General features: G+C 37.1%; 22 protein-coding genes. 1 reads left to right on the top strand and 21 read right to left on the bottom strand.

All coding sequences use genetic code 11. From position 1 onward, the window contains the following. Positions 1-27 precede the first annotated feature (27 nt). Positions 28-3,669 (top strand): 5'-nucleotidase C-terminal domain-containing protein, encoded by a 3,642-nt coding sequence (locus AC1Z3K_RS09070; protein WP_426083252.1) that lies wholly within the window; start codon positions 28-30, stop codon positions 3,667-3,669. 286 nt (positions 3,670-3,955) lie between these two features. Here AC1Z3K_RS09070 and glmU read toward each other — a convergent pair whose 3' ends face one another. The 21 genes from glmU to AC1Z3K_RS09175 all read right to left on the bottom strand — a co-directional run bounded on the left by glmU (position 3,956) and on the right by AC1Z3K_RS09175 (position 23,969). After that, complete coding sequence (gene glmU / locus AC1Z3K_RS09075) at positions 3,956-5,338, bottom strand: bifunctional UDP-N-acetylglucosamine diphosphorylase/glucosamine-1-phosphate N-acetyltransferase GlmU (protein WP_461731385.1); 1,383 nt, start codon at positions 5,336-5,338, stop codon at positions 3,956-3,958. A 145-nt stretch (positions 5,339-5,483) separates the two neighbouring features. Next, the gene (locus tag AC1Z3K_RS09080) at positions 5,484-6,575 is read right to left on the bottom strand and encodes a WxLIP family cell surface protein (RefSeq protein WP_426083052.1); all 1,092 of its coding nucleotides are present in this window, start codon (positions 6,573-6,575) and stop codon (positions 5,484-5,486) included. A gap of 327 nt (positions 6,576-6,902) precedes the next feature. After that, a complete protein-coding gene (locus AC1Z3K_RS09085; protein WP_426083054.1) occupies positions 6,903-7,484 on the bottom strand; it encodes a WxL domain-containing protein in 582 nt (193 codons plus the stop codon). Between the two features lie 32 nt (positions 7,485-7,516). Further along, complete coding sequence (locus AC1Z3K_RS09090) at positions 7,517-8,089, bottom strand: WxL domain-containing protein (protein ID WP_426083056.1); 573 nt, start codon at positions 8,087-8,089, stop codon at positions 7,517-7,519. Continuing rightward, positions 8,079-8,405: a hypothetical protein gene (locus AC1Z3K_RS09095; RefSeq protein ID WP_461732521.1), complete on the bottom strand. Its 327-nt coding sequence runs from the start codon at positions 8,403-8,405 to the stop codon at positions 8,079-8,081. Before AC1Z3K_RS09095 ends, AC1Z3K_RS09090 begins: the two co-directional genes overlap by 11 nt. Next, entirely contained in the window at positions 8,392-10,524 is a 2,133-nt protein-coding gene (locus tag AC1Z3K_RS09100) for a lectin-like domain-containing protein (RefSeq protein WP_461732522.1), read from the bottom strand. Before AC1Z3K_RS09100 ends, AC1Z3K_RS09095 begins: the two co-directional genes overlap by 14 nt. A gap of 352 nt (positions 10,525-10,876) precedes the next feature. Further along, positions 10,877-11,695 carry a pur operon repressor gene (gene purR, locus AC1Z3K_RS09105; protein ID WP_426083254.1) on the bottom strand — a complete coding sequence of 273 codons (819 nt, stop codon included), beginning with the start codon at positions 11,693-11,695 and terminating at the stop codon, positions 10,877-10,879. Between the two features lie 144 nt (positions 11,696-11,839). Beyond that, positions 11,840-12,676: a metal ABC transporter permease gene (locus AC1Z3K_RS09110; protein ID WP_461732523.1), complete on the bottom strand. Its 837-nt coding sequence runs from the start codon at positions 12,674-12,676 to the stop codon at positions 11,840-11,842. Between the two features lie 177 nt (positions 12,677-12,853). Next, positions 12,854-14,032: a site-specific integrase gene (locus AC1Z3K_RS09115; RefSeq protein WP_461732524.1), complete on the bottom strand. Its 1,179-nt coding sequence runs from the start codon at positions 14,030-14,032 to the stop codon at positions 12,854-12,856. Next, entirely contained in the window at positions 14,025-14,237 is a 213-nt protein-coding gene (locus AC1Z3K_RS09120) for a DUF3173 family protein (RefSeq protein WP_461732525.1), read from the bottom strand. Before AC1Z3K_RS09120 ends, AC1Z3K_RS09115 begins: the two co-directional genes overlap by 8 nt. A 35-nt stretch (positions 14,238-14,272) precedes the next feature. After that, complete coding sequence (locus tag AC1Z3K_RS09125; protein ID WP_461732526.1) at positions 14,273-14,440, bottom strand: hypothetical protein; 168 nt, start codon at positions 14,438-14,440, stop codon at positions 14,273-14,275. Then, a complete protein-coding gene (locus tag AC1Z3K_RS09130) occupies positions 14,437-14,730 on the bottom strand; it encodes a hypothetical protein (RefSeq protein WP_461732527.1) in 294 nt (97 codons plus the stop codon). Before AC1Z3K_RS09130 ends, AC1Z3K_RS09125 begins: the two co-directional genes overlap by 4 nt. Beyond that, on the bottom strand, positions 14,723-15,073 hold the full coding sequence (locus AC1Z3K_RS09135) for a hypothetical protein (RefSeq protein WP_461732528.1): 351 nt from the start codon (positions 15,071-15,073) through the stop codon (positions 14,723-14,725). The genes AC1Z3K_RS09130 and AC1Z3K_RS09135 overlap by 8 nt, the downstream gene beginning before the upstream one ends. A gap of 97 nt (positions 15,074-15,170) precedes the next feature. Next, on the bottom strand, positions 15,171-15,581 hold the full coding sequence (locus AC1Z3K_RS09140) for a hypothetical protein (protein WP_461732529.1): 411 nt from the start codon (positions 15,579-15,581) through the stop codon (positions 15,171-15,173). 95 nt (positions 15,582-15,676) lie between these two features. Further along, on the bottom strand, positions 15,677-16,201 hold the full coding sequence (locus AC1Z3K_RS09145; protein ID WP_461732530.1) for an EF0163 family protein: 525 nt from the start codon (positions 16,199-16,201) through the stop codon (positions 15,677-15,679). A 16-nt stretch (positions 16,202-16,217) separates the two neighbouring features. Continuing rightward, positions 16,218-17,282 carry a phage tail tip lysozyme gene (locus AC1Z3K_RS09150; RefSeq protein WP_461732531.1) on the bottom strand — a complete coding sequence of 355 codons (1,065 nt, stop codon included), beginning with the start codon at positions 17,280-17,282 and terminating at the stop codon, positions 16,218-16,220. Between the two features lie 51 nt (positions 17,283-17,333). Further along, positions 17,334-19,250 carry a CD3337/EF1877 family mobilome membrane protein gene (locus AC1Z3K_RS09155; protein ID WP_461732532.1) on the bottom strand — a complete coding sequence of 639 codons (1,917 nt, stop codon included), beginning with the start codon at positions 19,248-19,250 and terminating at the stop codon, positions 17,334-17,336. A 27-nt stretch (positions 19,251-19,277) separates the two neighbouring features. Next, the gene (locus AC1Z3K_RS09160; protein WP_461732533.1) at positions 19,278-21,794 is read right to left on the bottom strand and encodes an ATP-binding protein; all 2,517 of its coding nucleotides are present in this window, start codon (positions 21,792-21,794) and stop codon (positions 19,278-19,280) included. Positions 21,795-21,808: 14 nt separating this feature from the next. Then, the gene (locus AC1Z3K_RS09165; protein WP_461732534.1) at positions 21,809-22,204 is read right to left on the bottom strand and encodes a TcpE family conjugal transfer membrane protein; all 396 of its coding nucleotides are present in this window, start codon (positions 22,202-22,204) and stop codon (positions 21,809-21,811) included. A gap of 8 nt (positions 22,205-22,212) precedes the next feature. Then, positions 22,213-22,437, bottom strand: a complete 225-nt coding sequence (locus tag AC1Z3K_RS09170) for a TcpD family membrane protein (RefSeq protein ID WP_461732535.1) — start codon at positions 22,435-22,437, stop codon at positions 22,213-22,215. Further along, positions 22,437-23,969, bottom strand: coding sequence for a conjugal transfer protein (locus AC1Z3K_RS09175; RefSeq protein ID WP_461732536.1), 1,533 nt, complete (start codon positions 23,967-23,969; stop codon positions 22,437-22,439). The genes AC1Z3K_RS09170 and AC1Z3K_RS09175 overlap by 1 nt, the downstream gene beginning before the upstream one ends. Positions 23,970-24,010 lie beyond the last annotated feature (41 nt).

Here is a 24,010-nt window from a genome sequence, read left to right on the forward strand (position 1 = left end):
TTTAAACACAGCTTGCAACTATTAGCTATGTCCGCTTTATTCATTGGCGGCAGTACCGCTTCAAGCGTAACTGCTGAAAGTGTCGATGCTACAGCAGCGGAGAACCAGCGAATAACTATTTTGGGGACTTCTGATGTACATGGACAGTTATGGAACTGGTCTTACGAAGATGACAAGGCAACCCCAGTTGGTTTGTCTCAGGTAAGTACGGTTGTGAAAAATGTTCGGGCGGAAAATCCGAATGGGACAGTCTTGATTGATAATGGGGATATCGTTCAAGGAACAATCATGACAGATGATTTGTACAATAGAGAGCCGCTGCTTAGTCAGCCTCACCCCATGATTAGAGCAATGAATGAGATTCAATATGATGCGATGGTTTTGGGCAATCATGAATTCAATTTCGGTTTGGAGTTAGTTCAAAAAATCAAAGGGGAAGCCAATTTTCCGATTCTCTCAGCGAATACTTATGTAAAAGAGAGCAACAGCCGTTATGTAGGCGGAACCACATTGAAAGAGCTTGATTTAGATGGTGATTCAAAAACTGATGTAACCGTCGGGATTATCGGGCTGACTACGCCTCATATTCCTAAATGGGATGGTGCCAAGGTAGCAGACCTATATTTCAATCCACTAAAAGAAGAAGCTGAAAAAGCTGTTGCTGAATTGGAAGGCAAAGCAGATATTATTGTTGCTTCAATTCACGCTGGAAGAGAAGACAGTGATCCTGCTGCTAGTGCGGATCAGGTAATCAACAATGTTGAAGGCATCGATGCCTTCATCTTAGGTCATGATCATCGGTCATTTTCGGAGCAAATCCAAAGTCCGAGCGGAACTTCTCCAGTGGGAGCGCCTAAAGATACTGGAATTGAGATGGTTCGAATCGATCTTGATATCGAAAAAAGCAATGGAAAATGGCAGGTCAAAAATGATACAGTTGAAATTGTTAATACTAAGTTGGTGGAAGCTGATGAGGAGCTAAAAGCAGTCACAGAAGACTACCATAATACCACACGGCAATTCATTTCAGAAACTATCGGAACGGCCACAGAAGATTTTCTTCCTAAAGAAGAGGTAACTGGCATTCCAGAGGCACAGCTGCAGCCAACTGCAATGATTTCTCTCATCAATAATGTTCAGCGAAAGTTTACAGGTGCTCAACTGGCAGCTTCTGCCTTGTTTAAAGCAGACAGCAAACTGGATAAAGGAAATGTTTCCTATTCCAATATTTTTGATATTTATAAATATCCGAATACCCTAGTTAGTGTTAATATTACTGGTGAAAATCTATTGAAATACATGGAGAACCAAGCTAACTATTACAACTCGCCTCAGCCTGATGATTTAACTATCAGCTTCAATGAAGAAATTCGTGTTTATAATTATGATATTTTTTCTGGTATTGATTATAAAATAGATATTTCCAAACCAGAAGGGCAGCGGATTATCAACCCTACAATTGATGACCAACCAGTTGACTTAGCTGCAACTTATACAATTGCTATGAATAACTACCGTTATGAAGGATTGCTGGCACAGGGAATTGTCACAGAAGAGCCACTTGTATCTACAGACCCGGATACTTTGAGAGGCTTTATTGCTCAATATATCAAAGATAAGGGTACAATTGATCCGGAAGTAGAAATCGAAAGAAACTGGGAAGTCATCGGCTACAGCTTCAATGAGAACTGGCGTGATTTAGCTATCGAACTAGTTAATAGTGGGGTTCTAAAAACAACACCATCAGAGGACGGCAGGACTCCTAATGTTAAACCTATTACCAAGCAGGACGTTTTAGATGCTGGCTTCAAACCAACTACTATGACGATTATGCATACAAATGATGTGCATGGCCGCATGGAAGGAAACGGTAAAGATGTGCTAGGAATGGCTAAACTGAAAACACTAAAAGACATGAAAACTCCTGATCTGTTGATTGATGTGGGCGATGCATTCCAAGGACTGCCCATCTCTAATTTTTCTCAGGGGATGGACATGGTTGAAATCATGAATACTGTTGGCTATGATGCTATGGCCGTTGGAAATCATGAATTCGATTTTGGTTTAGATACTGCACTTCAATACAAAGAAAAATTAAACTTCCCGCTGCTTTCCAATAACACATATAAAGACGGAAAGCTGGTGTTCGAACCTTATACAATCATCGAAAAAGATGAAAAAAATTATGCGGTTATTGGTGTGACAACACCGGAAACAGCTACGAAGACACACCCGAATAATGTTGTTGGCGTAACTTTCGCTGATCCGATTACGGAGACAAAAAAAGTTATCGACACTTTAAGCCAGTCAGAAACATCAATCGATGCCTTCATTATTGCCGGACACTTAGGTATTGATGAAACGACACCAAAGGAATGGCGGGGAGATACGCTAGCTGAAGAATTAAGTAAAGCATATCCGAAGCTAAATCTGGTCGTACTTGACGGTCATTCACATACAGCTGTAAAAGGCGGCATGAAATTTGGAAATGTTTTATACACGCAAACTGGAAATTATCTGAACAATGTTGGTCTGGCTAAAATTGATTTGCAAAAACTTGATAGTAAATCAGCGAACTTGCTTTCAGCTGAAAGTTTAGCTGAACTTGATGAGAATGCAGAAGTCAAAAAATTAGTGGATGAAGCGAAAAGCCGGTTTGAAGAATGGGGTTCAGAGATTGTCATCGAAAACAACCCGTACCTCTTTAATGGTGAACGCGATAATGTGCGGACCAGAGAAACAAATCTTGGAAATATGATCGGTGATGCGATGCTGGCCTATGGACAAAACGGATTCAGCACACCAACTGATTTTGCTGTGACAAATGGCGGCGGTATTCGGGCTAATATCGAACCGGGAGCTGTTACACTCGGCGATGTAATTGCTGTACTGCCTTTTGGTAATAGTATTTCTCAGATTAAAGTGACTGGCGCCCAAGTCAAAGAGATGTTCGAAATGTCGTTGCGTTCAGCTGCTCAAAAAGATGAAGCTGGGAACCTTATCCTAGATGACTATAAGCAGCCTAAACTAGGAGCAAATGGCGGATTCCTACATGTATCCAGCACAATTCGCGTCTATTATGACTCAACGAAAAAAGGAACACTTCTACCAAATGACGAAGGAAATGATACTGAAAAAGCTATTGTAGGTGAACGAGTACTTCAGATTGATGTACAAAATCGAGAGACTGGTGAATTTGCGCCAATTTCAGATGAAACAGTTTATAATATGGCTACGAATGACTTTTTAGCCGCTGGCGGTGATGGCTATGATATGCTTGGCGGAGAAAGAGAAGAGGGACCTTCACTTGATACTGTTCTAATTGACTACCTGAAGCAAGGAGCTGCACTTCGCGTGCTTGATGCTAAAACAACGATCGATTTAGCACAATACAAGGAACAGTTCCCAGGAAAACGAATCGTTTCTATTGCTGAAGCTGACTTCAACAAAAAAACTGATGAAAATGGTAATAAAGACCCTGATAAAAATTCCGACAAAGAAAACAATACGGACAACGATAAAACAAAAGACTCAACTACCGGAAAGAATACAGGTTCAGAAACTTATCCAAAAACTGGTGAAAAGATTGCTTCCTATATGAGTATAGGTCTGCTTATGACTGGGGCAGCCGGAGGCTTTTATCTTTATAATAGACGAAAATCAGCTTAAAGCAGCAACTAATTAAAAACTGATTTTCTGGCAAATTGCGTTGCTAAAACAAAGTACTGAAAAAATTATAGAGCTTGGAGTCAAAAGCAGGATTTTGTACCTACCCAAAAAAGTTAGACTTTCAGGTCTAACTTTTTTGGGTCCAAGTTCTTTTTGGCTATTCATTTTTTGTGTTTGAAAATTTAAAGAGTATTGGCAGATTTTTTACAAACTTTCTGCTAATACAAGCTATTTTAAAATCTAAAAACTCCGAGACATTAGAGCTGTCCCGGAGCTTTTATTTCAACTACTTTCCTTCAAAATAAGGAAATTTCTTAGCGTAATCTTCTTTATTAATTTGGCGGGCTCTTCCAATCGCCAAATCATGCTCTTTAACATCCTCTGTGATTGTAGAACCTGCTGCAATAACCGTTTGATTCCCTATTGTTAAAGGTGCAATTAGGTTAGAGCCTGAGCCGATGAATACCTGATCACCAACAATGGTTTGGTGTTTGTCTTTACCATCATAGTTAACAAAAACCACACCGCAGCCCACATTGATATCTTTACCCAGCTTTGCATCGCCTACATACGTAAGATGACCAACCTTCGTATCTTCGTCGATTGTTGCATTTTTTATTTCTACGAAATTACCAATATGAACTCTTTCGCCAATCTCTGCATTAGGACGAATATGTGCAAACGGTCCAACATCTGCATAACTATGAATCGTACTTTCCTCAACAACTGAATGATTGATTTTCACATTATCTTTAATCACACTGTCGACAATTTCCGTTCCTGAGCTGATGTAGCAGTCAGTGCCGATTTTTGTTGCACCTTTGATACAGACACCCGCTTCAATTACTGTATCCGAACCGATAACTACGCCTTCATCAATATATGTGTTTTCCGGATCAACAAAGGTTACACCATTCATCATATGCATCTTGTTCAGGCGATGACACATGATTTTATTGGCTTTCGCCAATGCTACACGGTCATTGATTCCCATTGCTTCATCAAAATCATCCATACGGTAAGCAGCGATTGTAGCTCCCTCACCCTTCATAATTTCGATAATATCAGTTAAATAATACTCACCTTGAGCATTATTCGTATTTAGTTTGGAAAGAGCTGTAAACAAGGCTTGATTATCGAAGCAGAAGGTTCCTGTATTAATTTCCTTCACGCGGGCTTCCTCTTCCGAAGCATCTTTTTGCTCAACAATTTTCTCCACAATGCCTAAATGATCACGAATAATTCGTCCATAACCAGTAGGATCTTCAGCCTGAGCTGTTAATATAGTCGCACTGGCATTTTTCCCTTGATGGTAGTCAAATAAATTCGTCAATGTTTCTGCCGTCAGCAACGGAGTATCACCTGTAATAACCAGCGTCGTTCCTTTTTTTCCGCCCAATAGATTGTCTGCCTGCATAACTGCATGACCTGTCCCCAATTGTTCCTGCTGCAGCGCGTACTGTGTTCGATCGCCCAAATGCTGCTTAATTGCTTCTGCACCATGTCCAACGATTGTCACAATTTCAGATGGTCCTGTCTGCTCTACTTGATCAACAATATGTTCCACCATCGGTTTACCTGCAACTGGATGAAGAACTTTATACAATTTGGACTTCATGCGTGTCCCTTTACCCGCTGCCAAAATAATCACATATCTACTGTTTTCCACTCTCGCCACTCCTCGATTCCTATATTCAATCTAAATCTAACGAATTATTATTCCATCTTAGTTTAGCTTACTGAGTAACGTTTTTCAACCAAACCAATTCAAAAGATTTGTAGACCAATTATGGAACAGCTCAAGAAAAACATGGTTATACCTTTTCCACAGAACTTTTTTTCTTCCGCGTTTTTTTCACCTTTTTCCTTTGCTGCTTTAAGAATTCCTGCTCAAGCCGGATTGCCCGCTGTCTCCGCCAAAAATAAATGGAGGCAGCCGACACTATTAGAAATAAGGCTAGCCAAAAATAAAGCGGATTCTGGTCCTTTTCAGAAGAATTCAATCCTAACGCCGATTGATTCAGTGTTCCAGCTTTCTCTTCACTGATAGTAAATTCTTTTTTGAAATGCCAGCGATTACTGTCCTGATCTTCTGCAGTCAGCTCAAGCTCATACATTCCTGGATTCAACGGCTGATCCTCCCATGAAATAGAATAATCAAAATTGGAATTGGGCGCCATTGAAATCCCCTGCTTTTCTGATTTACGCAGTGGTTCACTGCTGCCTTTTTCTCTAATTACTGCTTTAATATCTAAATCTTGAATATTTATTGGCTGAGTATTTTGAAGTGTTGCAGCAACATGGGGACGATAATTTTTTAAATCCGGTGTAATTTCCTTTAGTTTCAGCTGAGGTTTCACCTGTTCTTCGTTCTCTCTTAAAACTACACCTAAGACATAGGAGTATGTATTATTAATTTGTCCCTCCACTAGCTCCGGCGCTTCTTGTTTGATATGCAAGCCGCCGAGAAGCATTCCTTTAAATGGCTGTTTTGGAACCTTTAACTTAAAAGAAGCCTTCTTATTTGAATTTGGAGGAACCGTTATTGTCTTATCATGTGTAATTAAATCTGAAAAATAGAAGGATAGCGTCTCATCTAAATCCTGCTTTGCATCAGGTTGGGTATAGTCTATGATGCCATTATTATTGGTTGTCGCTGTATTCGCTTCAAGTAAAAATATCTGTTCCTTATCGGAAGAATTGAATATATTGACAGTGAGCTCCTGTTCCTGTCCTGGAGAGACCAACAAATCAAAATAGGTAGAGTTGCCGGCCCGCTGATTTTCTGGAAGATCCGCACTAATAGAATAATCAATTTCATTTTCAGCTGCTTCTGCTGTTAAGCTTGTAAGCACTAATGCAACCAGCAGAAATACAATAGTAATGAGTGTTGCTTGCTTCTTCATTTTCATCCTCGCTTTTATTTTATCGGACTAACAACTGAGAAAAATATTGGCATTCCTATATTTTAATCTCCTAAAAATAAATAAACTGTTCTTTAATTTCTTGATAATCTTACAACTAATAAAGGTATACGTACTCCTTTAAAGACCGTAGCAAAACTTCTCCCTTCTTAGCAATTCTACTGCTTAGAAGCTTGATGAAGTCAAAAATATGTACAGCAAGAACTGTAAAGGCAAAAGCAGTCCTCTGGAAAATAAGAAAGGCAGTTGTAGAAATTTTTCCTACTCCCCAGAGACAGAGGCTTTTGTCATCATTTATTTATTTTTTGATTAAATTCCGCTAACCAATGTATATTCGATTGTACCGTTATAGCTTCCTTTAACCGCTGTTTCTGCGACTTTGATTTTTGCTGCAGCGGGCGCGAAAGTGGTTTTTCCTCTACCAACTGCTGCTCGACCGACGATATTGGCTGTTTTCAAAATTTCAACATCCTGCTCGACAGACACATTATTCCCTGATCCTGTTGCTGGAGTTCCCATGGTTAATTGGAAGTTTGTGACTGGCAATTCAATGTCGGCTGTTCCTTTCAAGGCAGAAGCTATAGCCGTTACCCGCCAAGGCAGTGACGCATCTCCATCTTCCAGTCCTCGACGGTCATCCACCTGCACAGCTTCTGAACTTGTCGCTGTTAAATCGTATAATCCATTAACTGCCTCCTGAGATAAATCCAGCTGACTAAACGTCATTGCTCCACCTGCTGCCAAGCTAAATACAGGTGTATTTCCACCACTGCTGCCGTCATCGACACCTACCGTTGTTGTCGTTTTGTTTACTGCGTATGCAGATGGTGCAGCAATTCCCGCAGCTCCTAAAATAAGTACGCTTGCTCCTATCAATTTTCTTACTTTCATATCGTATGATTCCTCCTAAATTTTTGTTTTTACTATATGCTATCCACCAGCAGCCAGCTTTTTTCTGCATGAAAAATTCCCTGCGGCTGCTTTGGCGGTAAATACAGCCAAATATCATTAGACTTTACTGTATAAATAAACTGACCCTTTTTTGTTCCATCACTATAAAGAACCTGATCAAACTCTTGATGCTCCTCCTTAAAATCCTCTGAGGAGAATCCTTTTCCTGTAATTCCTTCTGTCGCTCCTGTTACAGAACCTTTTCCCACATGATAGCTAACACCTTTAAGGGTTTCATTTTTTTCATTTACAAACGGAGAAACCTTTAGATTTAGCTTCCAAGGTGATGTGCTTTGTCTCAAATCTTCAATCTCTATAACTAAATCAGTATCAGAATAAAAGGTCATCGCTTGTTTTTTTATTGCTTTTTCTCCGAAACTGACATGGCTTACATTCGTAATTTTTAAATCTCCAAAAGAAACTTTGTCACCTGTTACTGTTATCTCTGTTCTTTCAATAGTACTTGCTTCACTGGAAATAGGCAGTATAATTGCTGAGAAAACTATCGGTAAAAAAAGACAGCTGATTTTATGCTTAAACTTCACCTTGATTTCTCCACCTTTCTATGCCTCCTGCCAGCAGCAATAAGCCTGCCCCTAGCAAAACGTATTGCATTTGAACAACTTCATTTGCTTTAGGAAAAACACGCTGTCCTTGATTTTCAGCGGTCTTGATTTCAGAGCTTTGTTCAGCAGAATCACTTGTTCCCTCTTGATAGATTGTGATTCCTACTTTACTTTTATTTTCTGAAGCTACGGCTGAAACAGGGTTCAACAGGAATAGCATCAGCATCAAAAACACTGTCAAAAACCATTGTCTGTTCATTTTTTCATCCCCGCCTTTCGCTTCAAGAAATGCCATCCTGCAGTGTCCAGTTAATCACTGCTGAATAATTTCCCTTGATTACTGTATCATTTACCTGCAGTAAAATACCTTCGTCTTCAGACCAGGTCTTCTTAAATGAACCTTGCTGGCGAATAAGAAGCAGCTGCTCGTCTACCTGATTATCCCCAGATGTTCCAGTTCCTGTTTCAGAAAAATATAGTTTTCCTGATAATAATTGATTTTTTCCAGATACCTGCAGCGGCTGTTCAACTGTCGCTACTAAAACCCATGGCGAAGCATTCGCAGCTCTTAAATCAGATACTTCTACATACATTTTATTCCCAGCTATCCGCGGATAGCTCTTTTGACCATTTTCTATCTGGTTAATCGCAATTTCTCCGAAATCAATTTGATTTGGCACTGAAACTAGAGTAAGAGAACCTATTACCGTTACTTTTTTAATAATTTCATTCGAGGCAAGCTGATTTTTATCTTTAGCTTTCACAGTCAGCTGATAATCACCCGCCGGCAGTTGCCCAAAATTCACTTGAATCATTCCACGCCCTTGATAATTTCCGTTATTATCCGTAGTAAAGATCTCTTCTCTTTTTATGTCCTCTGGGATACTCGTGCTAAGGTCATCCAAAACAAAGCTCACAGTGCCTGTATCAGCTACATTTAATTCTTCCCAGTAGGCCTTAACCTCAAGCTCCTGCTCTATAGAAAGCTGATCAGGCACTTCAAGTTGCTCCAATTCAGGAGATAGATTGCTATTCAAACGAAAAAAGCCAGGATGAGTGGAAAAGGACAACGCCTCTCCCACATTGTTTACTGCTGATAAGGTTGTTTTTCCACCATCAATTTTTTTCTCCAGAGGCTTTTCGGGCGTTCTTTCTGACTCTTTCATTTCAACATCAAACGATAACTGCAGCTTATCTCCTTTTACAAGAGAGAGTGGCTGCTTACTTGTAAAGCGTAAGTTACCTTCAGAAATTTCTACTTGATTGTCTATATTTTGTCCATTTTTTAACATCTGAATATTTGCCTCTTCTTGTAAAAACAAACTATTCGAATCAAGTTGTTTGTCTATTGTAATGTTTTTTAACTCACCTGTTCCTTTTATATCTTCCAAATCAATACTATACCTTAGCTTTTGTCCTCCTGTGACCAGTGTATCAATCACATTTTGCCCCTGTTCATTTTTTACAGACTCAGTAATCGAAGTAAAAATAGGTCTTGGAAATTCTTCGAAAACTATTCGAGCATCCATACTAGCTTTGCCTGTAGAGCCGGTAAAGCCCCAATATACCAGTTTGGTTCCAAAGACAGCCTGCGGGTCCAAGCTAATCGTTTTACTTCCAAGTTGATCAAAGCTGTAGGTCAGCTTACTTTCAGAAGCGTCCCAGCGGATAGAGAGCTGATGCCATTTGCCGTCCCCGAATGTGTCGACTGCCTGGGCATCTTTGTGCACCAACGTACGATTTAACAAACCATTTCGTCCGTAAGAAGAAGCCATTCCTGGATAGTTCCAGGCGACATGACCATATGGCTTAGTATCATCACTGCCATTCGTGGTTCCTTTATCCATCCCATCCTTATTAATGTGATTATCAAATTCTATCGCTAAAGAGTTCGTAATGGCTCCTCTAGCACTAGTTGTATTGTTCGCTTGTGCCCAGACACCCAGAGAAGCACCACCGCCAAACACATTGCCGCCTTTTGAAGATTTGGCATAGGCATTCTTTCCTTCTTTATCCGCATGCATAACAAATGCCATTCCGTCTCCAACCTTTTTGTCTTCCGGCTTACTGCCGCTGGAAGGATCTACACCAAAATAAAGCCACATACTTGTAGAGAAGTCATAGTTCAGATTCATCCGATACTCGTCCTCTGACCAGATAGCACCATTCCCATAGGTAGAATTTCGTTTTGTCACATTAACAATGTCATACCCATCTGCCTTGGTTACATTACTTACTACTCCTTGCCCATTTACAACTGGATAAAAGTAATTGTCCAGCTTAATCAGCCGATCCTTCACTTGATTAATATCTGCAATACCGTTTAAAGCAGCTGCTTCACCAGAATTCGGAAAGATAAATAGTGTGCTTAATAAAAAAAGAAATAATATTGGCTTAACTTTTTTTATAACCAAAAAGATAATTACCTCCTTTCAAAAATTATCCAAACCTTGACTTTCAACAGTATAAAGCCATGATTTAGAAATAACAAATACACTATCAAATTGAATTTTCCGTCATCTAAAGTCTCGTTTTCTATTATTTTTTGAAGCTTTCTATTAATTTTTTCAGAAAAAAATTTTCCTTATTGACGCTTTTCTTCATATATGCAATTCTATTTCGATTCCAAAGCAATAAATTTCCAATCGTTTATTGTTTTTATAACAAATGTTCTTTTGTTATTTAAAAAAAAGAAAAAACCTAACTATTTTTAAAATAGCTAAGCTTTTTCTTTTTTTAAGATTTGACTTTTATACAGAAAAATTTTTAATCTTGGAAATAGTTTCCGGCTACTACATTGATTGTTTTGGTCTGTGTATCAACGTCTTTTACATAAAGCAGCGAAGTATAATCATTAATCGCTCGCTGACCGTTAAATTTAGATTCCGCAAACACTGTAATGCCTACCAGTTCCGCTTCAAACTCTTCAATCAGGCTCTTCATACCATTTACAGTACCGCCGCCCTTCATAAAGTCATCCACAACCAGTACCCGTGAGCCTCTTGCCAAGCTGCGCTTGGAAAGCTCCATTTTTTCAATACGCTCAGATGAACCAGAGACATAATTCACACTTACAGTTGATCCTTCAGTAATTTTAGAATCCCTGCGAACGATAACAAAAGGAACATTCAAATAGTAAGAGACGGCCTGGGCAATAGGTACCCCTTTGGTAGCAACCGTCATCACAGCATCGACCTTCTGATCTAAGTACATTGAAGCAATCACACGGCCAATTTGGCGGAGTAATTCGGGCTGACCCAGTAAATCAGAAAGATAAACGTAGCCCCCCGGCAGCAGACGATCTTGTTCAGATAATCGATTCCCCAGCTCCATAATGAATTGTTTCGCTTCTTCATACGGAATCTTAGGAATAAATTTCACCCCACCGGCAGCTCCTGGAACGGTTTCCAGTAGACCAGTCCCTCTTTGTTGAAATGTTTTCTTGATAATCGCAAGATCCTCACTGATTGATGATTTTGCAGACTGATACCTTTCTGCAAAAAAAGTTAAAGAAACCAATGTATGTGGATGGCTAAGTAAATACTGAGTCATATCAATCAAGCGCTCACTTCTGCGTGTCTTCAAAATCTGTTCACTTCCTTTTTTCATTGTCGCTCCTTATTATAAGGGTTTAGACTAAAAAATTCGAGCATTTTTATAAAAAAAACTAAAATAGTTCGCAATTTATGGCAAAAAAAAGAAGATAAGGAAAAGAATCTTCGTTTTTCCTTATCTTTCATTCAGTTTTTTATTTCTTAAAGAGACTGTGACTACATGACGAACAATGTTAATCACCAGAAAAATACCAATAAAAGCTAGTGTGATGGTTGCACTTGGCGGTGTTTCCAGATAATAGGAACCTGCAAGACCAGACATCATTCCAACCAGACCGACAACTGTACTAATTAAGATGACTGAATTAAAGCCTTTGCCGATCCTCATTCCAGCAGCAGCAGGTAAAACCATAATCGCTGAAATCAACAGCGCACCGGCTATTGGAATCATCACGGCAATTGCCACTCCGGTAATAACATTAAACAGCATCGACATCCAGCGAATCGGCAGACCATCTACATGAGCAGTGTCCTCATCAAAGGTCAAAACATACATTGGCCGTTTAAACAGGAAGAATAAAATGATTAGAACAACAAACAGGACAGCTAGAATAATTACCTGTTCCCAAGTGATTGTAACAATTGAACCAAACAAATAGGATTGAATACTTGTAGCTGAACTTCCGCTGTTCAGATTCATTAAGACCAGCGCCAGCGCTAGACCTCCCGACATCAGAATTGCGATTGAGATTTCAGAATAGGTGCTGTAAAGTCCCCTCAGATACTCTAAAATCATCGCTGCAGCGATTACCACCAGCAAAGTAGTCAAATTAGGATTCAAGTTAAAGAACAGTCCTAATGCTACCCCTGCCAGCGATACGTGAGACAAGGTATCCGCCATCAGCGACTGCCGGCGGATTACTAGAAATACCCCTAACATTGGGGCAATTACAGAAATAAAACCAGCGGCTAGAAAAGCCCTTCTCATGAACTCATATGAAAACATCTCCAAAAACGCTCAACTCCTTTGATATCAAGGCTTCCAGAGCCTTTCTTTTTAAGTGAGAACAGTAGTGAGAACATCAACACTAATTCTCTTATTCTGATTTACACGTTGCAAATCGTAAATATTCCGATTTATCAGCAAAATTTACTTTATCAGAACTGATTCTTTCCGTCAAGAAAAATATCAAATAAACTTTTCTAGCCTGCTCACTACTTCAACATCTTCACTAGGATATAAATGTGAATAAGTTCCTAACGTCATTTCAATAGTAGCATGACCGAGCCTTTTTTGTACCATTTTAGGACTTTCCCCGATATGAATTAGCAAACTTGCATGTGAATGCCTCAAATCATGAAGACTGATTTCAGGAAGATTATACTCTTTCTGTAATGTTCGGAATTTTTTCCACATCCATCCTTGGTCTAGAAAAGTATCATCATGACTAAAAACCAATTTAATATCGCCTACTCGTTCTTGATATTTTTTCCAGACGTTCAGCAATTCTAGTGTTCTGTTATCCAGATAAAGTTCTCTTTCACTGCTCTTTGTTTTTGGAGTGGAAAAATACTGTTCAGATTTATGTTTTGATACATTACCAATCGTATATAAAACCTTAAATTTACCAGTTTCCAAATCAATGTTTTCCCAAAGTAGTGTAGCACTTTCTCCAAACCGAAGCCCAGTACAAAATAAGAAACGAAAATATAGGTAATGAAAAAAATCATAATATTCAAAAAGACCTAATGTTTCTTGTTTAGAAGTCTTTTCCTTTAGCGAATCAGTAAAAATACATTGTTCGAATTTCTGAAAGTCTGATATAGTCCAGAATCGAATTTTTTTTGGCTCACACCTAACTCGACCAATTTCTCTAAACGGATTCTCTTCTACTAAGTTAAATATCTTTGCTCTATCCCATATCATGCCACCCAATGAAAATAAAAGGTTTATATATCTTCCACTCAGCCCTAAGGATACTAATTGATTTTGAAACAGTTGGACTTCAAGCTTTGTAACTTCTCTCATATTTTTACCATTGAATATTGAGAACTTATTTTCCAAATAACCTTTTCTTCTATAATAGGTATTAGGTTTCACTTGTGATTTATACCATTTTAAAAAAACAGAATCTCTAAATACTTCGAAAGTCATATTTTCTTTCAATGTACTCTCAATTTCTCCCTTGTCTCCCTCCCATTCAAGCATAAACATCATATATGCTTTCCACGCTTCATTCTCAGTCTTAAAGCCACGCTTAGTCTTTGTTTTTCTTTTTCCAGAAATTGAATCAGTTCCTAAACTTGCTTTGTAATACCACAAATTTGTTTTTTTATCTTTATAAACATTCGACTTTTTATTAGCCACGTTTTACCGCCTTTTCCTCACCTGTTTCAAGCTCGTATCCAAGAATTTTTTCAATCGCCCATTTGGGAACTCTTCCTCTTCCTTTACTTAGATAAAAAGAGCAGCCATTTTTTACGAGTAATTCTTTCGCTTCTCGAATTATTTCTCTTGCTTGAAATTCACGATATCCTTTTGCTATCAAGTCTTGTTTTGTGCATGTTTCCAATTATACCACTCCTTTCAAAAGAAAAAGACACCTGATTATTTATCAGATGTCTCTTTATAATATTCATTTTTATTAGCATTGAGATAGAAAACAAATTTCTCAATACCTATTTCATTTATTAATCGTTGACCACAGCCCCAGATTAAATTCTGAAACTCTTCATATGATATTAGCCCTTGCTCATATTCATCTATCAAATTCAAACAGCAACATCCTTCAACGGTTTCATTACAAACTCACGAATAAACGAGTTCGGATTTCTAACAGTGAATTTTTCTATGATTAATTGATTTCTATTATTGTAATGCCCAAACACTGACAACTCGAAAACATCATCATCTAAAAACATAATGAGGTTAGCGAGATCACGACGAGCGACAAAGCAATTAATATCTTCATTTCGAGTATGCAATGTAAAACGAACAAGAATTTCAGGGAAAGCAGAAACTAATCTGATTTTATCTGCAATACCTGTAGCCCCTCTTTTATCCATTGTCCGAATCCTCCTTAATCTTTTTTAAGTCGCTTAGAGTTGTATCTCTTCTGATTTTTTTAGTCGAAAAATCCGAGAGCTTATTTTCTTTTTTAAAGAAATATTTCGTTACTTTTTCTTCTAAAGTCAACTCAAAAACATGAAAATGGTCAGCATTTTCAACAGGAAAAGCAGCAATATAATCTCGTCTACTTTTTGAATTAAAAGTCCAGATATTGTACACAACATCATCAATTATTATTTGATTAGCAGATAATTTTCTAAACGGTTGAACCTTCATTTTATAAAAATATTGATAAGCAGAAGTCACTTCTTTTAACTGAACTGTTTTTACATATCTCATAACTATCACCTTGAAAACATTATACGAACATTCGTTCCCTTTGTCTAGTATAAGATAATTCGCAAAATAAAAAGAAGGTATCACTTAGACACCCTCTTTAATATTCCTTTTCATACAGCAACTCGCCGCCCTCAATAATCTCCTCTGCTTTTTCACCAACAGTCAAGGCAGCTCTACTAATCCATTCTTCATCATCCATCACATAAAGTCCATACCATTCCGAATCAGGAAAATTATACCTATCATGGTCATTTAAATCTCCAACAACCTTGACCATCACTGCACTTTTATCTATATTTTCTAAATAGCCAACAGAATACACCTCAGCTAATGTCACATTAGTTAATTCACCATTATAACTATCAATTTGTTCCTGTATTAACTGTTCATATTTTTCTTTATTCACTGGTTTGTCTTTCTCAACCTTTGCTTCAGGCGTTGAAGAACAACCCACTAAAAATAACAAACTCATAACCATCATAAACCGCACTATTTTCTTTACATTCATTTTATTTCTCCCTTTACTATTTGATTGTATTATAACACAAATAAGAAGAAATAACAATTTAGCTTTTTAAGAAACAGTCGCTAGTTTAAGCTGATTCAATATTCCTGCTTCACTGTGTTATACGTCATTTTTGATACTTTTTCACTTTCAATCTCTACAATTAATAAAATTCGAACCTCTGACCCATTTTGCGTACAATCTAACAATAGTGCATACCCTGCACCACCTTCAGATTTATAGATAGCGGATACTGAACCAGTGGAAGATAAATGAATATCTACTTTCGCATTAACCCCATTTACTTCAGCACATTCCTTTGTCATTAAATTTCTAAGTTGTTCATTCCGATTCTCGATAGTCGAGTAATTGGAATACGCTTCACCAAACCTTTCTAACAACTCCTTAACATCAAGCTCATTTGATAGAGATTCAGTTGTTTCCAACGACTGGCTTTCTGTAGTCGAATGTTCAACATTTGATTCAGAAGAATAATCATCTACTTTTTTTAAAATAATGGCGTTTTCTTCTGTCGATTCAGTTGTTTTTTTATCATTCACACGTTCACAACCACTCGTTAAAACCAAAATGAAAGGCACTAGCCCTACGACTAACTTTCTCATTTTACAACTCCTTCCTTTATTTTTTTCGAATAACACTTGATACATTAGGGTATTCTTTCCCCCATGTACGAACATATTTTGCACAAATTTGTCCTTGCTCGGCATTTTGTTCGTAAAGGGTCAATCGGTTTTTTCCATCCACACTGGCAATAATTCCAGTGTGACCGTATACACTTGTAGCGTAATTACCCTGATAAAAATTAATGATATCCCCTGCTTTAACATCCGAATAATCAGGGTCATGGATTACCATAAATCCATTTGATTCCCATGCAAATGATTTACCAATCGCCCAAGCGCTCACTGTATCAGCACCAGAAAGCACACCAGAAAGGTCTATTTCACTACCTGCTGACAAATGGATATTAGTATTAAAACTATCTACATAATATGAAGTAAGACCATAACATTGACCATTGTAAACACGATTACCCATCTGTTTTTCCAATATGTCTATTTTTCCTCCACCGATATTGGCAGAACCACCGCCCATTGAACCTTTAGCGAGGCGATTATACCAATTATTTGCGCTCGTTTTACGTCTATTCTGCTCTACAGGGTTATTTTTTGTTCCTGCTCTTTCCCATTTCACCAATATATCTACTGCTGTTTGGTTTAAATCTTGCTGCACTGACAATGATTTTAACAATGAACTATCTGAACCATCGTGATTCCATGCAAAATCCAATTGAAATTCTGGACTTTTCCAATCTTTTTTCATTTCTCTTGCTTTATTCAGCATGTTCACTCTTCGTTCGCTATCCCATTGCGGCAACCCAAAAGCATAACCACCAATCAAAGGATTATACGCCCATAGCTCATTGAAAGATAAATCACTTTGAATGCGGCTAGGAATAAGCCCACTTTCATGTTCTATATTCCCAATCCAAGCACAAGCAAATTCTTTTGTACCACCATTTTTTAAAACAAACTCATACACCATCAATGCAATTTCTTCTACTTCATTTTTTGGTGAAAAATTTATTGAATCACCACTTGCTTCATCTGAAGTCAAAGACAATATCAAAAAAAGAGGAGAAATAACAATTATTAAAAATATAGACAGCATTGCTTTTTTCACTCTTTCACCTCCAAAAAAGAGGATGGTTAGCTACCACCCTCTAATTACTATTTAATTTCTCACTTCCTCTAATTCTTTCAAGAAAGTATCCTCATTGTTATCTGACATATTTTCTTGTTGTCTTTGTTGGGGAAACTCAATAATTTCTCCATACATTTTTTCTTTGTATTCCTCATAAGTTTCTGTATCTGTTCCTTGTATGATTCTATCCTCTTCTGATTCTTCCAGATTAGAGAACTGATTTCCTAATTCACTGAACCCTTTTTCTAAACTACCATTCACTGAAGAAATATCATCTGAAAGGTACTCTCCATAATCACTGTTCAATTCATTTTCAAGTTCATACAATCCATTATTTTCTTCTTGATATTCAGGCAATTCAGTATCATACGTATCTAGTGATTCAAATTTTTCAGTTCTATCAGAATTCTCTTCAGTGGAACTTACTTCATCATATTCAGATTCACTTAATTCCTCTTTCTCATGAAATTCTTCATGATTCTCCATATGACTGGTACCCTCAGTTTCACTAGGTTCATTATTTCCTTCTAAATCAGCAGCCTCAACTACATCCTCTTTGCCTTCTGTTTCTTCTGTTTCTTCTGTTTCCTCAGTTGCTCCTTTTGCACTAAAATATGCTCCTATAGCAGGAATAACAAACCCACCAATCGTACTCACTGTATCTGTCACAGGCGAGCTGACTTCTTTCACTGTTTCTTTCATTCCTTTTGCCAATCCACCTGTCACACTCGTAATTCGTCCTCCTGTAACTATTGTCAAAATCTGATTTCTAAATTTCCAACAAACATACAGAATAAAAAAGATTACGAATGCTTGTAACATATAACTTTTTGAATCTGTTGCAGGAACAACGATTCTTCCAATCTGAACAATTAAAACAAGCAAACTGAAGGTAAGCCCCATCGCTGCTCTTAGACCAAATACTGAAAACAGATATTTGAATGTATTTTTTGCAGCACTTTGAAAGAAAGGAATCAGGCTTAAAAACATTGCTATTCCAACTAATACAGATAAGAGTAACGCTATCATTTGTAATACAAAACTAAACAACTGAATCATGAACATTGGCACACCAATAATCAAAGTCATTGGAATTGAGATTAAAGCTATTGAAAATTTCCATCCTGCTTTATCGGGAGATAAGAATTTATTGTCCTGTTCGTTCGCAGCAATATATTCTTTTATCTTTTTATACTCACTCTCAGTCCCATTTTTGACTAATAACGTTTCTGAACGCTTGGGATTCTGTTTTGTGTTAATTTTTGATTCTGAAGTCACACCGTAATTCAACAAATAATAAGTTTCTTCTACCGTCATTTCAAATAATGCATTCCGAACTTTTATCGTTGGGTCTGCATTGCTATCTTCTTTATCCGAAGTAATATTCATTAAATCAGCTTGTAATTCAGTAGTAATCGAATTAGCACCATTCATAATATCTACTGCCCTCTCATTCCATCCGTAACCAACAAGAAAGATAGCCATAAATGTAAAGAATTGAGTGAGTGCTCTTCTTTCACCTTTCGTAATATAGAGAATACAACAATAGATAACCATACAAACTATGATTGTTAATCCATACTTTGCATACAATGTTTTATATATTTTCTTTGAGTATCCAGTGAATTGATTCACATATTGACTAATGACATTTTTTTCAGAGAAAAAATTGATTCCATGGTCAAACACTTCATAAAAGATTTTACTGAATCCAAAAATGATATTCGCTACATTATTAATGATTCCAGAACGTCCTTCATCCGTCATAAAGTTTGTTGATTTAGTAGAAAGATAAGATTGGTAAGAATCAAGATCATATTCTTCTGTCTTTAATTGCTCCTGCACACCTCCCGGCACATTTTGAATGACTATTGTTTCCGCCGCAGCTGAGACAGGAACAACGAAAAATGAGAACAATAAAAAAAACAAGAAAAGTTTTTTCTTCACCTGCTCACCTCCTTCCTATTATTTTTTTTATGCAGCATATTTACTTTCAGCATGACTAGAAGCTGTCTCTTTCACTGTTTCCCCTGCTTTATCAAATTCAGAGAACAGATTGTGAACAGACATTTTGGCAACTCTTCCATAAATATCTCTATAGAGACATTGACCTTGCAGCAAACCAGACAACAATTTTTCATTTGTTTCAGAATTTTCAATGCCTAAGTGACTAAGAATTGCTTTTCGTTCCGAAGGCTCATCAAAAGCAAAGATTGTCCCGAATTGTCCTTTATCGTCCTTGTCTTTAGCGTCCTCAACGGATTGTGTACCATAAACTAGAGCATTATTCATTGAACGTCCGATACGCTTCATTGATTTAAGAATTGCTTTTCCACCTCTAGCCTTTGTAAACATCCAAGCCTCGTCGAAAAACTCCATCGTAAATTCTTCAGGATTTTCACTTCCGAATTTTTCACAGAATTTTCCAAGCGGCAACATAAGACAAAGAGATTTTCTATGAATATCTTCAAAGTCTTCTGAATCCACATCAGCTTCAGGTAATTCCATTCCAGAAATTTCAAGCACATTCAAACGAGATTTTAAATCCAAAGCCTTTGTACTTCCATCAGAGAAACCTAACTCTAAAATTGAGTTATGGATTTTCTTTTGCATTAATTCAGCAGCCTTACGCACTGATTCTTCTTTATCATTCAGTAACATTTCAAGTACTGTCTTCATCCCGACAGGCTCACCAAGTTCTCTACGATTAATCACTACATCAAGAGCAGTTAAAAGTGAAGATTCCAAATCTTCTTTTCCAGTTAAATCATAAAGTGAATCAAACATTGCATGTGCTGTATCTCTAGCAGAGGTTCCTTTCAAGAATACAATCGGGTCTAATACTCCATGATTTTCTTGCTTGTCAGCGTCTAACGTTGTATAGTGGATTTTCTTTAAATGTTCCACAAAAATTGGATAGTTTTTTTTATAAAACTTGCTGTTAATTATTGCCTCAAATTGTTTTCGTTTCTCCTTTTTCGGGTCAACAAAAAGAATCCTTATTTTCAAGAAACTTGAATATAAGAAAATCATATTCATTAGATAGCTCTTTCCTGTTCCTGTTTCACCTGTCATAATAATGTGCGGCGACCTAGTTTTTGCTCGCTGCTGTTTTCCTTGATTGGCAACCAGCGGATTAAATAGAATCGCTTTTCTGGAAGCTGAAACACTAGCTTCTCTTGTATCTGATTCTAAGAAATTATCTACACGCCCAATATACCAACCTGCATTATTTCCCACATTGTTTGTCACCGCAAACATCGTTTCAGCGAGTGAATCAGAAGCAGATATCTGAAGCCATTTATCCATTCCCTCAACACTTCTACCTTGCAACATTTGATAGAATAGCGACAGTTGGTCTGCTACTGGTCGAACTGCCTCAATATCACGTTTTCCTAAAGTCCGAATAAGAGAATCACTTCTACGTTTACAATCATCTACGTTTTTTCCATAGACCACAAAGCAGCCGAACCATTCAAAGAGCGGCTCTTTTTTATCAATTTGATTTTCTAAACGATTAACCGCAAATAATGCCTCTTTATTCTTATCCGTTGTTGCATTTCCAGATTTAGCAGCCTCTTGCCTGTTCGTCTTATACCTTGTTTTTAATTTAGATACTTTTTCCTTAAATCCTCTCAAACCTTCAATTTCTATCAAATGGGCTTTCAATCGAAACTCACAAGGGAAGTTCATATTTTGAGCAACTTCGAACAAATGATTATAAGAAATATTGAGATTTTCAAATCGAGCAACAGGAACGAGCGTAATCACAGATTCTTCATTCCCTACACGAATAGTCATGAATCCCGCATTTTCGGCAGTATCTAACAAAGAATTAGTAATATTGCTTTTATTTCTCCCTTCCTCTTCTGCAACATGAGGTAAGTTTCTAATAAAATTCAACCGATACAAATAGGTTGATTCCTCTTCAGTTAGCGGCGTACCTCTAACACCCCTAACCGCTCCCCTTAAATCATATTCAGCAGGTTTAATGCTATCAAATTTCTTTAAGTCAATCGTTTGATTTTTTCCTAAAGTGATAAGAATTTTATCTGTCAAATCATTTACGGTATGTTTGATTGCCTCAATCGGATTATCATCACTAAAGACATTTTTTAGTTTCACGCCTAAAATATAGGCTTCAGTAGTTACCATTCCTAATTCAGATTCTAGTTTATTGATTGTAGCATTCATGTAGTATGTTCCTATTTCCCTCGAATCGTCAGATAACTCAGGCTGCAATTCTTTAAATCTAGCCCTTAGCTGCAAATCCTTTGGATACATGAACAGCTCAAAATCATCAAAACGGGATAGATTTCTTCGAATAAATCTATGCCATTTTTTCTTGAATTTTTCACGTTGTATAAAATTATGGCTGTTCGTCTCGTCAGCATGAATTTTATAGTACGCCCAAACATCGCCATCGTTAGTCAATATCATATTATTGTGTATCGTTTTTAGTGGCGTTTGGATCAATGTGCCTTTAGCCATTCTTCACTCTCCTTTCAATCATTTTTCACCTCTTCAAACACTATCGTTTTAGATAGGCTTGTTGCTTCATCATTACAATATTTCTTTTTTGGTAAGAATATATTCAAGTAGTAGCTCAACAAATCCGTTAAATAGACAAGCGGCTTCTTGTGTTCAAATTTCAACTTAAATAAATTTTCAGTTAAAAAGTACGGTATACCAAAATAAATTACATACATTAAACCTGGCATTAGAGAATTGATAAAAAATATCAATTCTCTAAAAATAATAAACAAAGTTAATGCTATAACAACCATTGAAACGCCTCTTCTAATTTCAAATGGTTTTCTTAGATACCATGTTTTCGTTACCTGCTGCACCTTGATTGGTTCATTCATAATTTTTTCATAGTTGAATGTTTGTTTATTCATAGCAACACCTACTTCTTACTAAAGAGCAAATCACCGATATAAGAGAATCCTGAACTAAGTGAATCTGGGGCTCCAAGGATATATATACATAAACCACCGACTAGAATAGTTGTTGCAAATTGCAGCCATTTTTCATTTTTAAATTCTTTCCACATTTTCCAAAAAATAATAATATATAGAATATATTGTCCTTCACTTTGAACTGTTTCAAACACTCTTGATAACGTAATCATCAATTAATCCCTCCTTGATTGTGTAGTAGTTTTTCCACAAAATATTTATTTTCTTTTTTATTTAGTTTCAACGTCATATTCTCAGCATGTTCAATATCAGTTCCTTTTGCTCTGAAAGTCACTGTTGCTTTGACCACAACATTTTCACCATCTTCATAGACTTTTTCCTGACTGGAAAGAAACTCATAAGAACCGCTAAGCGTTTCTGGCTGTTCCATCATATAAGCAATATCTTCAGTAGAAGAATTAGCATAATTTGTATAGAACTGCTTCAAAAATTCTGATACTTCATTCATTTTTTCAATAGAAGCCTCTCTCAATCCCTCAGTATCACGCAACGGCTCACCCATCCCTTTTAGGGCAGGAGCAACCGAAAAATACGGATAATCTACAATCGCAAACAAGCCCTCGGATTCCACAAAAGGAATGCTTAGTAATTGTGTATACGTACCTTCTGCTTCTTTGAACTCTTTTTCAGATTCGTTAGTAGTCGAATTTTTCACATATTCTAATTCATACTCAACTACGTATGCCGCCACACTGTAGCCTTTTTCTTCAGTAATTTCATACAAATAGAAATTTGTTAGTGTTCGTTTAAAACTACTACTTTTCTGAAAACTGAAACTTTCTGGAAAATATGTCTTCAGTAATCCTTCACGTTCATCCTGTTCATCAGAAGAAGACGACATATTCATAAATACAGGAATAAACCCTTTAAAATAACTTTCGGTTTGTGTCGTCAAATCAATTTCTTCTACAGGATTATTCAAACGTTCTTCTATAGCAGATACGCTGCTTTTCATCCCATTCGAGGTGCTACTAGCAACTTCTGCTTGCATAACCGCATAAATACCTGAACCACCTGCAACAGCTATTAACCCCCATATAGCGACCCTAGCACCAACACTCACTTTCTTACTCCCTTTAGGCGGCTTTTGCAGATTCTTTTTCCTTTTTTTCTTATCCTTTTTCACAAGGGAAACAGGATAAACAACCGCCTCTTTTACTTCAGATTCTTCTTGTTCTAGATTTTCTTCAGCAAAAGTTTCAACAGCCTCAACAGTCTCCTGTTCCTCCTCATTGCCGCCCAATTCATTAAGCAATGCCTCCCTTTCTTCTGGTGACGGTTCTTTTTTCCCACGCTCAAAATCAGAAATTTTTCTTGCAGGGATACCAACAATTTTCCCAAGAGCCACCTGAGATAAATTCATTTCCTTTCGTTTTTCAGATAACATTTTTCCATCAAAATTGATTTCAGCTTCACTCTTCGTTTCATTTGTCACATCCTCTATCTGATTTTCAGATTGAGAAAGATATTTCAAATCCATTTCTTTAATACTCGATAATTGAACAGATGGAAAACTTTGATTCGTTCTAAAATAAAGTACGCCTTTTTTTACTTTATAAAATTTTTTCAGTGCGGCTTCTTTAGTGATTGGCTTTTTTGATTCAATCGGTTCTCGAATCACTTCACCATTTGATAACTTAAAAATCATTTCATAGTGTAGTTTTTCTTTCTTCAATACGCCCACTTTCCACGCTCCTTTCTGTTATAAAAAAGAGAACCTATTAT

The sequence above is a fragment of the Enterococcus sp. LJL128 genome (assembly GCF_056924295.1).